The sequence below is a fragment of the Hyphomicrobium sp. ghe19 genome (assembly GCF_902712875.1).
Classification (GTDB): Bacteria; Pseudomonadota; Alphaproteobacteria; order Rhizobiales; family Hyphomicrobiaceae; genus Hyphomicrobium_B.
On sequence record NZ_LR743509.1, the window covers coordinates 2,736,113 to 2,749,622 of the forward strand.

Here is a 13,510-nt window from a genome sequence, read left to right on the forward strand (position 1 = left end):
AACGGACGCCTCCGTCTCTAGTCGATCATCGCATCAGGTCGCGATCTTTTCGCTCACGCTGTTGCGATAGTAGGTGACCATGTCCTCGGGCGCGACCCGCATGCAGGCGGCGAGCGCATCCTCGGTTCGCCCTGGATCGCCTGCCTGACGCGCGGCAAGAAACGCGACGTGGGCGCTGCGCACATTGAGAAACGCCTCGGAAGCGGCATAGGTCTCGTCTCCGAGCAGAGCGAAGACGTTTTCGGCGCGATCCTTCCCGCGGGGCGTGACGGAGCCGAGTTCCAGAAATGCGAACTGCGGAGCCTGCGCCGCCGTCCGCTCGCCGACAACGATCCTCGCTCCGAACGTCTTCGTTGCTTCCTCGAACCGGGCCGCGACGTTCACAACGTCGCCGAGAACCGAATAATCGAAGCGTTGGGGCGAGCCGACGTTGCCGACGACGCATTCTCCCGTGTTCAACCCTATCCCTAAGCGCACCGGCATGAACGGCACGCCGGCCGCTGCGGCCTCCGCCTTCGTCGCGTCGTTCAGAGCCGCTAGGCGGTCGAGCATTGCAAGTGCAGCGCGGCAGGCATTGCTCGCGTGATCGGCGTCATGAACCGGCGCATTCCAGAACGCCATCACCGCGTCGCCCATGAACTTGTCGATGGTGCCGCTATGACCGAGGATGACATCCGTCAGCGGCGTGAAGAGGCGATTGACGAAGCGGATCAATTCTTCCGCCCGCAGACCTTCCGATATTTTCGAGAACCCGCGCACATCGGCAAAGAGCAGCGTGATTTCGCGTGTTTCGCCGCCGAGCTTCAGCTTGTCGCGATTTCTTGCCAGTTCTTCGATCAACGGCGCTGCCACGTAATGTCCGAATGCCGAGCGGATCTCGGCGCGCTGGATTTCGGATTTTATGTAGCTCGTGAGCGATACGCCGAAATAGAGGAGCGCCACGGAGAGCGATGGATAAACGGGGTCGAACAACAATCCGGCGCGCGAATATGCAAGCCAGGAGATCAGGATAATGAACGCGATCGACGCCAGTCCGACAATCGCGGCGATCAAAGCGCCCGACCGTTCTATCAGCCAAGCGACCAGCACGCCAACGATGATCAGGAACGCGATCTCGGCGCCGGTGGCATAGGCTGGACGGAGAAGGTGATCGCCGGCCAGCATCTGCTCCAGGGCTTGAGCATGTATTTCGACGCCCGGAACAGCAGCCTCGAGCGGTGTGGCCCTGAGATCGAGAAGCCCGGTCGCGGTCGCGCCTATGATGATGTGGCGGGATTTGAGGTCATCGGTTTTGACGGTGCCGTTGAGAACGCTCAGCGCCGATATGGTGCGCCGCGGATCGCTCGGCGCGAACTTCAGCCAAAGCTCGCCGCGCCCGTCGGAAGGAAGAACCGTTTCGCCGACGCGGATGCTTTCGATGCCCGTCTTTTGTCCGAGCGCCTCGACGCCGCTTCCGCCCGAAGACTTGATGAAGATCGTCGATTGCTTCGTGCCGACCCGGAGCGCTTCGAGTGCAAGGGACGGATAAAGCGCGCCGCCGATCGACACGAGCAGCGGTATCCGGCGCAAGACCTGGTCGCTGGACGGCAGCCAATTGACCGCGCCGATGCCGCGTGCCGCCTTCGTGAGGTTCGGGAGATTTTGCACTCCGCCAGCGAAGGAGTGGACGAACATCAGTGGGTCGTCACCGGCAAAGGATACGGCGCCGGGATATGGCGCTATCTTGCTGGTAACGCTGGAATTTCCAGCCACACCCAGGACCACGGGCGCTTCGTCGATTGCCGCTGCCAGCCTTGCGTCGTTGGACGAAAGCCGACCGAGGCTCGCGATGGCTGCCGCCTGCCCCGGGTCGTCCATCAAGGATCGCAGAAGGACTTCAGGCGAAAGTCTATCCGGTTCGGCGAAGACCATGTCGAACGTGACCGATGCTGCGCCGGCGGCAAAGAGCTTCGACACGAGGTCTGCAAGTTTTGTCCGTGGCCACGGCCATTGGCCGACCGCCGCGAGCGCGGCCTCGTCAATCGCAACGATGCGTACCGGAAACGACGGGTCGACCTGACGCGGCGCCGCGCGGAGGTACGTGTCGAAAGCGGAAAGCCTGAGTCGCGCCACCGGCTCGGGGTCTGCGACGCGCAGTGCGAGACACGCCGCGAGCAGTGCAATGGAGATGAACAGAGCGAGTGGCAGGCGGCTCAATCCAGCATTCATCGGCCAGCATCCATTGGTTGGGCGAACCTGTCATCGGTGGATTAATTTCGGCGTCGGCCAGGACGGGTTGAATCGCGCAATTCTCGCACGCGCACATAGCGCGGCATAGTGCCCGGCGTGATGGTCGCACTCGATGGACGATCCTCCGCTTCCGAACAGCGAATTCGGCCGAGTCGAAGACGCCAATATTTTTTCGAGCCGATCGAGACCGGTCAGATGAATTGGACATTCATTTTTTGGGCTTGCTCGCGCCAATTTTCTGCATAGTCTTAAAAGTATCACAAACGGCCGAAGAGCCGGAAGACCAGGAAAACGGGGGCATTTTGGACACCATCACATCGGCTCTCGGGCGGGCTTTCGGCTTTCGTTCTGGATTCGCCACTGCATTATTCGCCGCTCTCGTCGTCGGCTCTCCAGAACCCTCTCGGGCCGAAATCGGAAGCGAAGAGGCGCATATCGATTCACTGCCGCCCCAGCCCGATATTCACGAGATCCCGGACGGCGATTTCCCGTTCAACCTGCGAAAAATAGCCGACAAGCTGGAAAGCCCCTGGTCGATTGGTTTCCTGCCGGACGGCAGAATCCTCGTGACCGAGCGGCCGGGACGCCTTCGCATCATCGAGGGTGACGAACTCGTGCCGGCTGGAATCGCCGGCGTGCCGACCGTTCTTTCGGGGAGTCATTCGGGCCTCCTGGATGTTGTCGTCGATCCCGAATTCCAGAAAAATCACCGCTTGTTTCTGTCCTACATGCACGGGACGCCGGACGCTGGAACGATACGGATCTCCAGTGCCGTCCTCGACGGTATGACCCTCGTCGACAAGCAGGTGATTTTCGAGAGCCGGCCGGCGGCAAAGGGGCTCGATCAAATTGGCGGGCGTCTGGCCTTCGGGCCAGACGGCGCTCTTTATTTGACGATCGGCGATCGCTTCCAGAAAGAACGCGCGCAAAACCTGCTCGATCATGGCGGCAAGATCATCCGGATCAACACGGATGGGTCAATCCCCGAAGATAACCCGTTCGTCGGCCGCAGCGACGTGCTGCCCGAAATCTACAGCTACGGGCATCGCAATCCGCAGGGGCTGATCGGCAACGTCGGCGATGGGCAGCTCTGGTCGATCGAGCAGGGTCCCAAAGGTGGCGATGAACTCAACCTCATCACTGCCGGCAGCAATTACGGCTGGCCGCTCGTCACGTACGGCGTCAATTACGACGGCTCAACCATTTCGGATAAGACGTCCGCCCCGGGTATGGTCGACCCAATATACGTGTGGGTACCGTCGGTTGCCACGGCCAGTCTCGTCTCCTACTACGGCAACGTCATGCCCGACGATTGGCGCGGCGACTTCCTGGTCGGCACGCTCGTCGGGGAAAGCCTCATCAGGCTCCGCATGGATTCGGGCAAAGTCGTCAAAGAAGAACGCTATCTGCATCATGCGATCGGGCGCATCCGTGACGTCTCAGTTTCTCCGGACGGCTACATCTACCTGCTGACCGATAGCTCGGAAGCATCCATCTACCGGATCGAGCCGCTCACCGATCAGATCGCCAGGGCGAAGCCGCAATAGCCGCGAGCGGTTCGCCGAAAGCGCGCTTTACCAAAGGCTGGGCATTGCCAAGGGCTTGGCGGGCAATCGGAGGCGTGAGCGGCTTTCGTTTGCCAAGCGACCGGGGCGCGCACAAACGATGTGCAAGCGGAAACAACGCTTGCACACTGTTTAGCCCTGCCTACCGATTGACCTTTTGCTGGCTTCCGACCAAACTGCACGCGGAAGAATTGGACGCCGTCACGCTCGAGTGACGACAAGCGTCACGTCGCCCAAGATTTCCCAAAGGGAATGACTTTCTTGGGGACCTCACACATGTCATCCGAATCAAAAGTGGTCGATGAGGACGTAAAAGTCCTTCACTCGATGGGCTATGCGCAGGAACTTGCCCGGCGCATGCACGCGTTCTCGAACTTCGCTATTTCGTTTTCCATCATTTGCATCCTTTCCGGCGGCATCAACTCGCTCGGACAGGCGACCGCCGGCGCGGGTGGGGCGGCAATCGGATTGGGATGGCCTTTGGGCGTTCTGATTTCAGGCGTGTTTGCAATGGCCTTGGCGCAAATCTCATCGGCATATCCGACGGCCGGCGGCCTCTATCACTGGGGCTCTATCTTGGGCAACCGGTTCACCGGCTGGCTCGCTGCGTGGCTCAACCTGCTCGGTCTGATCACCGTGCTCGGCGCCATCAACGTCGGCACATTCTACTTTTTCTTCGGCGCGTTCGGCCCCTACTTCGGCGTCGAAGACACGCTGACCCATCGCGTGCTGTTCATGGCTCTGATCACGGGCCTGCAGGCGCTCATCAACCATCTCGGCATCGGCCTGACGATGAAGCTCACCGACTTTTCGGGCTACATCATTCTGATCGGCGCCGTGCTCCTCGCAGTGGTGTGCCTGATCTTCGCACCGAGCTACGACATCTCGCGCTTGTGGACGTTCTCGAACTACACGGGCACGGAAGGTGCTAGCGGCGTCTGGCCGAACGCGGTTTCATTGAGCATGGCGTTCGCGCTTGGCCTGCTGTTGCCGATCTACACGATCACGGGCTACGACGCTTCGGCCCATACAGCCGAAGAGACCGTCAACGCGTCGATGGCTGTGCCCAAAGGCATGGTTTCGGCCGTGCTGTGGTCAGGCGTTTTCGGCTACATCATGCTGTGTGCGTTCGTGTTGATGATCCCCAACATGGACGAAGCCGCCAAGCAGGGCTGGAACGTTTTCTTCTGGGCCATGGACCAGCAGGTTCCGTCGGGCATCAAGAATGCGATGTACGTGCTGATCTTCGTGTCGCAATGGCTCTGCGGCCTGGCGACCGTGACATCGGTATCGCGCATGCTGTTCGCCTTCTCGCGTGACGGCGGTATTCCGGGCATTTCGGGCTTGCTGGCGAAGGTCAGCCCGACATACCGCGTGCCTCAGAACGCGATCTGGTTTGGCGCCCTGCTCGCGACCTTGTTTGTCTGGTTCACGTCTGCGATCACCATCGCTGGCACACCAGCCTACTCGATCGTCGTATCCTGCACGGTCATCTTCCTGTTCCTGTCGTTCGCGGTGCCGATCGCGTTGGCGCTCTTCAAATACGGCGGCCCGAGCTTCCCGAAGCCCGGCCCGTGGGATCTTGGGGCGGGCCTCTTCAAGCTCGTGTGCGTGCTGTCGCTGATCTCGATGGCCGTCATCTTCTACATCGGCATCCAGCCGCCGAACGACTGGGCGCTCGAAATCACGATCGGCTTTATCGTGCTGTCGTTGATCATCTGGGTGCTGTTCGAGAACCGCCGGTTCAAGGGTCCCCCGATCGGCGCGGACATCGCACGACGCGCGGCTGAGATCAAAGCAGCCGAGGCGGCCGTCGGCGAAGGCCTCTGACGGGACAAGACCCTTCTTGATGTCAAAAAATAACACGGGCCGGATCAAACGATCCGGCCCGCATCTGTTACACATCCCGCCAAACGTCTCGACAGGAGCAAGAAAATGGCAGACCGGCTTAAGGGTAAGATTGCGATCATTTCGGGCGGAGCGACGGGTATGGGCGGCGCCTCATCCCGGCTTTTCGCCGCCGAGGGTGCGGCGGTCGGCGTGATCGATCGCAACGAAGAGGCCGGACGCGCCGTGGTTGCCGAAATCAACAACGCGGGCGGCAGGGCCGTTTTCGCCGCGGCCGACGTCGCGGATCAAGCGCAGGTGAATGCTGCCGTCGCGAGCGTCACATCGGCAATCGGCCAGGCCAACGTGCTCTTCAATCATGCGGGCACGATCATCATCAAGCCGTTCCTCGAGACGACGCTCAAGGAGTGGGAATGGCTGATGGGCATCAACGTGACGAGCATGTATCTGATGACGCAAGCCGTTCTGCCCGGCATGCTCGAGATCGGCGGCGGATCGATCGTCTGCACGTCGTCGATTTCTGCCATTGCGGCGACGCCTATGGAGACGGCTTACAATACGTCGAAGGGCGCCTGCCATATGTTCGCGCGGTCCATCGCCGTCGAGTATCGCGACAGAGGCATTCGCTGCAATGCGGTCTGTCCCGGGTTCGTCAAGACGCCACACGGCCTGCACGAAGTCGCGGAGCTGTCGCGGCGCGGGGTCGATGCGTCGGATGCCGCGCTTGCTGTGCAGCAGGGCCGACTCTGCGAGCCGGAAGAAGTTGCGCGGGCCGCGCTTTTCCTTGCCAGCGACGAAGCGAGCTTCGTCAACGGCGCGCACCTTTTCGTCGACAACTGCTTCACGGCGGTGTGATTGAGGGCGCAATCCCACAAGTGTCATCCTCGGCTTTAGGCCGAGGATCCATCGTCCAACTTACGATGCTGCTTGATGGATCCTCGGGCCAAGCCCGAGGATGACAGTGGCTGGGGTTGGCTCGCACTCAGCGGCTCCCTCGACACTCGTTTTGCTGTGACTTGTCGTGGATCCCGGCCTACACCGGGATGACGTTGGATTACTTAATCAGTTCCGGCCCCGGCTGGCCTTCAATAAGGAACTGCGAGTCGTCCTTCAAGTTGACGCCCGTTAACCCGCGCCGGAAGGCTTCCCGCAGCAGCCACGCGGTTTTGAACGTGCCCTCGTCGTAAGAGAGCCCCCGCTGGCGAATGTTCGAGATGCAGTTGCGGTCGGCGTCCTTGATGCCGATGCGTGGCGAGAACGTGAGGTAGACGCCGAGGCTGTCGGGCGACGAGAGGCCCGGCCGCTCACCAATCAGGACGAGGACGGCTTTGCCGCCCAGAATTTCACCCGCTTCGTCGCCCAGCGCAACGCGGGCGTCGTCGGCGAGCAGCACCGGCGATAGTTTCCAGCCGGCTTTCACGACATAGGGCATGAACGCCGACATATATGCCAGCGTGTTGGCTGCGACGCCGAGCGACGAAAGCCCGTCACCGACGAGAACGACGAGGTCGGGTTTCGCCGATCCTTCGACCTCGGATGCGCGAACGAGCGCCCCTCGCGAAACGTCGGACAGGCGACGGCCGAGATCGGGACGGCGGAGATATTCGGACCGATCGGTGGCGGCGCTCGCTATTCTCAACGTCGAAAGACCGAGATTTGACAGGCCTTTTTCAATCGGCGTCCAATCGATCGGTGTCGTCACCGCGTCTCGCGCCATGGCGTGCGAGAGGGCGAAATTCAGAACTTCGCGCGTCGGCATCGCAGAGCCCGAGCGGCCGAGGCCGATGCGCGCGTCCGTGAACCGCTTCAGATTTGCCCAGGGATCCTCTGTCATGGTCATGCCGCCAATGCCTGTGCATGCGTGAGGAGCGGATTGCCCGGAGCATGCGGTGCGAGGTGACCGCTTGTATCCGTCACCCCGATGCGGGCGAGCCAAGCTTCGAACTCGGGCGCGCGCTTCAGCCCCAGCGCCTCTCGCACATAGAGCGCGTCGTGGAACGACGTCGACTGATAATTCAGCATGATGTCATCGGCGCCGGGAATGCCCATGATGAAGTTGACGCCTGCCGCGCCGAGCATCATCAGCAGAATGTCCATGTCGTCCTGGTCGGCTTCGGCGTGGTTCGTGTAGCAAATATCGCAGCCCATCGGCAGGCCGAGCAGCTTGCCGCAGAAATGATCCTCCAGCCCGGCACGGATGATTTCCTTGCCGTTGTAGAGATATTCCGGCCCGATGAAGCCGACGACGGTGTTGACGAGAAGCGGCTTGAACTGGCGGGCCACGGCATAGGCGCGGGCTTCGATCGTCTGCTGATCGCATCCGTGATGTGCGTCCGCCGATAGTGCCGACCCCTGCCCCGTTTCGAAATACATGCAGTTGTCGCCCACCGTTCCGCGCTTGATGCTGAGGGCGGCTTCGCGGCCTTCCTTCAGATGCGCGAGCGTGACGCCGAAGGATGAATTAACACCCTCCGTGCCGCCGATCGACTGGAACACGAGGTCTACCGGCGCGCCCTTGGCGATGGCGTCGATCGTGGTCGTGACGTGGGTCAACACGCAGCTCTGCGTCGGAATTTCGAAGCGGGTGATGATGTCGTCCATCATCACCAGAAGATCGGTGATCGCAGTAAGGTTGTCGCTCGCCGGGTTGATGCCGATGACGGCATCGCCGCAGCCGTACATCAGACCGTCGACGATCGAGGCCGCGATGCCCTTCTTGTCGTCGGTCGGGTGATTGGGTTGCAGGCGGACGGCCATGTGGCCCGGAATGCCGATCGTATTGCGGAACTTCGTGATGACGTGCGCCTTCTTGGCGCCGAGCACGAGATCCTGGTTGCGCATGATTTTCGAGACGGCTGCGACCATCTCCGGCGTCAGTCCCGGCGCGAGGGCGGAGACTTTCTGCGGCGTCGCATTTTCGGACAGAAGCCAATCTCGGAATTCGCCGACCGTCATGTGTGAGATTGGCGCGAAGGCTGCCGCATCGTGGGTATCGATGATAAGGCGCGTTACGTCGTCGGCTTCGTAAGGAATGATCGCTTCGTTGAGGAACTGCTTCAGGGGAATATCGGCGAGCGCCATCTTGGCCGCCACGTTCTCGGCGGCCGATGTCGCCGCGACTCCTGCAAGTACGTCGCCCGAACGAGGCGGGGTCGCTTTGGCCAGAAGTTCTTTGAGGGTCGAAAACGTGTAGGTGGTTCCGCCAGCGTGCACCCGATACATGGCATTCTCCCCGGTCACCGGTCGCTCTTACCAATAATGTCGCAAGAGGCTATCTACGCAAGCTTCAATTCGTGCTCACCCCATTGTCATCAGCACGTTTGCAGTGCAGACGCAGGCTAATGCGCGGCGAAACCGACTTTTGATTTGTGGGAGGCGTTTTCAGGCCGGCCCGCTGCGAGAGCCGCCACCCCCAAGATGAAGACGTTGATCGAATTGTCGAACGCCGCATCCGGATCGAGTGTCTTCAGAGCGGGAATAAGGGACCTCGTTGCCTTGTAGGTCTCGGGCTCGAGGCCTTCGAGTTCCGTTTCATCGCCTTGCCCGATCGGGCGCAGAAGGCCCTCGGCCTCGGCGAGCGCGAACCCCAAGACGAAAGCGTAAAACGCGAGTCCAAGCCCGGCCACCTCAGCGTCGGCAAGCCCGGCCTGCCGCAGCGCGCAATAAACGACCTCGCTCGATATGTGGTCGGTCGGCCCCGTCGCGTTGTAGCGAAAATGTAGAGGAAAAACGAGCGGATGGCGGTGCGCGAGCGTTCGATAGGCGTTGGCGACGGCCTTCAGGTCGCTTTGCCAATTCGAGGTCGACACCGGCATTTCGATATCTCGCAAGGCGCGGTCGGCGATGGCGCGAAGCAGCTCAGCCTTGGAGCCGAAATGATGCAAGACCGTCATCGGGTCGACGCCGAGGGCCGCCGCGAGCTTGCGGATCGAAAAGCCCTGCTCTCCGGTGCTCGCGAATAGATTAAAGGCGGCGTCGAGGATCTCTGATCGCTCGACCCCCCGGCGTGCCCGGGATTTCGGTTCTGCCATTTCGCGTGGCCCTTGACACTTCTACACTGTAGAGAATACTCTAGAAGCCATTGAATAAGCAAGTATCGCTGTCGTTCGTTATCGAGTGTCGCATCGCGAATGGTGCGGCCGGCCAGGGAACATCGATATGGCGCCGTCGGGTATCCGGCTCCCGGCTATTTTTGCTGACAGTGCACCGGCGCGGACCGGCTGCAGCGAGACCTCGCGCCTCATGAAAAGCGCTCCTTATCCGAAGCGCGAACTTCTGAAGCTGTGCGCGCGCATCGGCTATACGCCGCACTGACGTCTCCAGCTTTCTTTCACCGACTGGCCGCAACAGGCCCTCAACCGTTTCCGCTGGAGAGAAAACCCGTGTCCAACCGATTTCAGACAAAGCAGATCCAAGACCTCGACGCGCAGCACCATTTGCATCCCTTCTCCGATCACCAGTCGCTGCGGGCGGGTTCGAACGTCCGCGTCATCGTGAAGGGTGAAGGTCCTTACGTCATCGACAGCGAAGGCCACCGCATTCTCGATGGCATGGCCGGCCTTTGGACGACCAACATCGGCTACGGCAATAAGGAGCTTGCTCAGGCCGCTTACGACCAGATGGTCGAGCTTCCGTTCTACAATACGTTCTTCAAGACGACGCATCCGCCCGTCGTGGCGTTGTCGCGCAAGCTTGCCGAAATCGCACCGGCTCACATCAACCAGGTCTTCTTCGGATCGTCGGGCTCGGAATCGAATGACACGGCGATCCGCCTCATCCGTCACTACTGGGCGCTCAAGGGCGAGCCGAAACGCCGGATCATCATCAGCCGCAAGAACGCGTACCACGGGTCGACGATCGCAGCGGGCTCGATGGGCGGCATGAGCCACGTCCATCAGCACAGCTATCCGGTCTACGAAGGGTTCCGGCATGTGATGGATCCCTATTGGTACGGAGATTCATTCCCAGGCGAGACGCCGGAGGCTTTCGGGCTCCGTGCGGCGCGCGCGATCGAGGAAGAAATTCTTCGTTGCGGACCGGAGAACGTCGCGGCATTCGCGGGCGAACCCGTTCAGGGCGCGGGCGGCGTCAAGATTGCGCCATCCACCTATTGGCCGGAAGTGCAGCGCATCGTCGACAAGTACGGCATTCTGCTGCTCGCTGACGAAGTGATCACCGGTTTCGGCCGGGTGGGGACGTGGTTTGCCTCGGAATTCTATGGCATTCGGCCAAACCTCATCACCTTCGCGAAAGCCGCGACGTCCGGTTATATCCCGCTCTCCGGTGTTCTCGTCGACGACAAAATCGTCGAAGCGCTGATGTCGACGAACGACGACTTCAATCACGGGTACACCTTCTCAGGCCATCCCGTTGCCTGCGCCGTCGCGTTGAAGAACCTCGAGATCATGGAGCGGGACCGGCTCGTTCCGAAGGTCAAAGAAACGACGGGTCCGGCGCTTGCGAAGCTTTTCGCCCGATTCAAGGATCACCCGCTTGTGGGCGAAGTGCGCACGGTCGGCATGCTCGGCGCGATCGAACTCGTCGCCGACAAGAAAACGCGGAAGCGTTTCGACGATCCGGGCCGCGTCGGCCTCATCTGCCGCGATCACTTCTTCCGCGGAGGCTTCATCATGCGCGCCGTGTACGACACGATGGTGTGTGCGCCCCCGCTGATCTGGACCGAAGCCGAATTCGAACACGCGGGTGCCGTCATTCAGAAGGCACTCGATCAGACGCTCGCAGACGTCAGTGGAGAACTTGCGGCATGAGCCGGCCGATTATCGTCATTCCCTGCAGCACTGAATCGGTCGGCGGCCTCACCGCCGACGTCGTCGTGCGGAAATACGCCGTAGCGGTTGCCGAAGGCGCGGAGTGCCAGCCGCTCTTCGTGCCGGTGGGGCACAACCTCGCCGACATCCCCTCCGTGCTCGATGTGGCGTCCGGCATTCTGCTGACGGGCGCCATCTCGAACGTTCACCCCGAGCATTACAGCGACGAGGAGCCAATCCTTCCGCACGCGATCGATCGGGATCGTGACGCCGTGACGTTGCCGCTCATCCGGGCAGCCGTCGGAAGCAAGCTGCCGCTCTTTGCGATCTGCCGCGGCTTCCAGGAGTTCAACGTCGCGCTCGGCGGCACGCTGCACCAGGCCGTGCATACTCTCGAGGACTACGCCGATCATCGCGAGCCGGCCGTCACGGATTTTGATGTGATGTTCGCGGCTCGCCATCCGGTTACGCTCAAAGGCGAGCTCAAGAAGTGGCTCGGGCAGGACCAGATCATCGTCAACTCGCTACACGGACAGGGCATCAAGTCCCTCGCCCAGCCGCTGGTCGCCGAAGCATTCGCCGAAGACGGGCTGATCGAAGCTGCGCGGGCGGCTGCGGGGCATCCATTTTCGCTTGGCGTGCAATGGCATCCCGAGTGGCAGATCCATTCAAATCCTCAATCCCTGGCGCTGTTCCGTCGCTTCGGCGACGCTGCGAGAGGCAGAATCGCAAAAGGACAGGCTGCATGACCGACACCTTCATCACCATCGACGAAGCGGCCGCATTTCTCGACGCCAATCCGACCGTAACCTGGATCGACATCATCCTGTTCGACATGAACGGCATGGCTCGGGGCAAGAGAGTCCGGCGCGCCGATCTCGTCGGCGCCGTAAAGAACGGCCTCTTGCTTCCGGCCTCGGTTTACGTCCTCGACCCGCGCGGCAACTCGATCGCCGAGACGGGCCGTCTCTGGGAAACCGGCGATCACGACATTCCATTCCGCATTCTTGCCGGCACGCTCAAGCCGGTGCCGGTCGGCGCGGGTACCCACGCGCAAGCCGTGATGGTCCCGGCGGATTTCTGCGATATGGACCCGCGCGGCGTTCTTCAGGGGCAAGTCGAACGCTTCGCCGCCGCCGGGCAGACGCCAATCGTTGCCGTGGAGCTCGAATTCTACGTCACGCGCCGCTCGGCCGATGGTCAATTCACTCTCGAGACGCCGCCCGGCCTTTCGTCTGATCCCGAACGGCCGATGACTTTCCAATTCGAAGAAATGGATACGCTCGGACCGTTCATCGATGACGTTTACCGCATTGCGGAAGCCCAGGGCTTACCCGTCGATGCGGTGATGCAGGAGTCGGGTCCCGGACAGTTCGAGATCAACTTGAAGCATTCCGATGCGCTATCGGCGGCGCTCAATGGGCTCCTGCTCAAGCGGGCGGTCAAGGCAGCTGCACGCGCTCATGATCTCGAAGCGACGTTCATGGCGAAGCCGCATCACGACTGGACCGGTTCCGGGATGCACATTCACGTCAGTCTCGTCGACAGCCAAGGCAAAAACCTGTTCGCCGGCGAGCCGATGGCGCCGATGTTCCGTCAGGCCATCGGCGGTCTTTGTGAGTCCATGCCGGACTTCATGGCCATCTGGGCGCAATCGGCCAATGCCTATCGCCGCTATGTGCCGGAATCCTACGTTCCGATGGCCGCACACTGGGGCTTCAACAACCGCACCGTTGCGCTGCGCATTCCGGCTGGCTCGGGCCCCGCGACCCGCATTGAGCATCGTGTGTCGGGAGCGGATGCCAACCCGTTCCTCGTCGTCGCCGCGATCCTGGCCGGCATTCGTCACGGCTTAACCAATGCAATCGACCCCGGACAGCACGCCGAAGGGAACGCGGAAACGCTCGACGGCGCTGCGCTTCCGACAGCCTGGGTCAACTCCCTCGAGAAATTCCGCTCATCTAAAATCGTGCGGGAAGCATTCGGCGCGCCGTTCCAGGACGTCTATTATAGGCTGAAGCAGACCGAACGGATCGCCTTCGAACGCATCGTCACCTCTCTCGACCATGCGTGGTACGCTCAAGTTGCATAAGGCTTAGT

General features: G+C 61.3%; 10 protein-coding genes. 6 read left to right on the forward strand and 4 right to left on the reverse strand.

Going from position 1 to position 13,510, the window contains the following annotated elements:
- Positions 1-33: 33 nt before the first annotated feature.
- A complete protein-coding gene (locus AACL53_RS13250) occupies positions 34-2,208 on the reverse strand; it encodes a CHASE2 domain-containing protein (protein ID WP_339084994.1) in 2,175 nt (724 codons plus the stop codon).
- Between the two features lie 323 nt (positions 2,209-2,531).
- Here AACL53_RS13250 and AACL53_RS13255 point away from each other — a divergent pair, with 323 nt between their 5' ends.
- The 3 genes from AACL53_RS13255 (at position 2,532) to AACL53_RS13265 (ending at position 6,497) form a co-directional block, all read left to right on the forward strand.
- Positions 2,532-3,776, forward strand: a complete 1,245-nt coding sequence (locus AACL53_RS13255; RefSeq protein WP_339084995.1) for a PQQ-dependent sugar dehydrogenase — start codon at positions 2,532-2,534, stop codon at positions 3,774-3,776.
- Positions 3,777-4,070: 294 nt separating this feature from the next.
- Positions 4,071-5,624, forward strand: coding sequence for an amino acid permease (locus AACL53_RS13260; protein WP_339084996.1), 1,554 nt, complete (start codon positions 4,071-4,073; stop codon positions 5,622-5,624).
- A gap of 105 nt (positions 5,625-5,729) precedes the next feature.
- Positions 5,730-6,497, forward strand: a complete 768-nt coding sequence (locus AACL53_RS13265; RefSeq protein ID WP_339084997.1) for an SDR family NAD(P)-dependent oxidoreductase — start codon at positions 5,730-5,732, stop codon at positions 6,495-6,497.
- Positions 6,498-6,696: 199 nt separating this feature from the next.
- On the opposite strand, the gene eutC is transcribed toward AACL53_RS13265, so the two are convergent.
- From eutC to AACL53_RS13280, 3 genes are all read right to left on the reverse strand, one after another.
- On the reverse strand, positions 6,697-7,476 hold the full coding sequence (gene eutC / locus AACL53_RS13270) for an ethanolamine ammonia-lyase subunit EutC (RefSeq protein WP_339084998.1): 780 nt from the start codon (positions 7,474-7,476) through the stop codon (positions 6,697-6,699).
- 2 nt (positions 7,477-7,478) lie between these two features.
- A complete protein-coding gene (locus tag AACL53_RS13275) occupies positions 7,479-8,864 on the reverse strand; it encodes an ethanolamine ammonia-lyase subunit EutB (protein WP_339084999.1) in 1,386 nt (461 codons plus the stop codon).
- A gap of 116 nt (positions 8,865-8,980) precedes the next feature.
- Positions 8,981-9,673, reverse strand: a complete 693-nt coding sequence (locus AACL53_RS13280; RefSeq protein WP_339085000.1) for a TetR/AcrR family transcriptional regulator — start codon at positions 9,671-9,673, stop codon at positions 8,981-8,983.
- A gap of 351 nt (positions 9,674-10,024) precedes the next feature.
- Between AACL53_RS13280 and AACL53_RS13285 the strand changes: the two genes are divergently transcribed.
- From AACL53_RS13285 to AACL53_RS13295, 3 genes are read left to right on the forward strand one after another with little or no spacing between them, the layout of a single operon-like run.
- Positions 10,025-11,410 (forward strand): aspartate aminotransferase family protein, encoded by a 1,386-nt coding sequence (locus tag AACL53_RS13285; RefSeq protein WP_339085001.1) that lies wholly within the window; start codon positions 10,025-10,027, stop codon positions 11,408-11,410.
- A complete protein-coding gene (locus tag AACL53_RS13290; protein WP_339085002.1) occupies positions 11,407-12,159 on the forward strand; it encodes a gamma-glutamyl-gamma-aminobutyrate hydrolase family protein in 753 nt (250 codons plus the stop codon). Before AACL53_RS13285 ends, AACL53_RS13290 begins: the two co-directional genes overlap by 4 nt.
- Positions 12,156-13,502, forward strand: a complete 1,347-nt coding sequence (locus tag AACL53_RS13295; RefSeq protein WP_339085003.1) for a glutamine synthetase family protein — start codon at positions 12,156-12,158, stop codon at positions 13,500-13,502. The genes AACL53_RS13290 and AACL53_RS13295 overlap by 4 nt, the downstream gene beginning before the upstream one ends.
- Positions 13,503-13,510 lie beyond the last annotated feature (8 nt).

Bases quoted from the DNA above. Each gene is read 5' to 3' on its own strand.
- AACL53_RS13250 (WP_339084994.1), bottom strand. From the start codon at position 2,208: ATGAATGCTGGATTGAGCCGCCTGCCACTCGCTCTGTTCATCTCCATT.
- AACL53_RS13260 (WP_339084996.1), top strand. From the start codon at position 4,071: ATGTCATCCGAATCAAAAGTGGTCGATGAGGACGTAAAAGTCCTTCAC.
- AACL53_RS13265 (WP_339084997.1), top strand. From the start codon at position 5,730: ATGGCAGACCGGCTTAAGGGTAAGATTGCGATCATTTCGGGCGGAGCG.
- eutC (WP_339084998.1), bottom strand. From the start codon at position 7,476: ATGACAGAGGATCCCTGGGCAAATCTGAAGCGGTTCACGGACGCGCGC.
- AACL53_RS13275 (WP_339084999.1), bottom strand. From the start codon at position 8,864: ATGTATCGGGTGCACGCTGGCGGAACCACCTACACGTTTTCGACCCTC.
- AACL53_RS13280 (WP_339085000.1), bottom strand. From the start codon at position 9,673: ATGGCAGAACCGAAATCCCGGGCACGCCGGGGGGTCGAGCGATCAGAG.
- AACL53_RS13290 (WP_339085002.1), top strand. From the start codon at position 11,407: ATGAGCCGGCCGATTATCGTCATTCCCTGCAGCACTGAATCGGTCGGC.
- AACL53_RS13295 (WP_339085003.1), top strand. From the start codon at position 12,156: ATGACCGACACCTTCATCACCATCGACGAAGCGGCCGCATTTCTCGAC.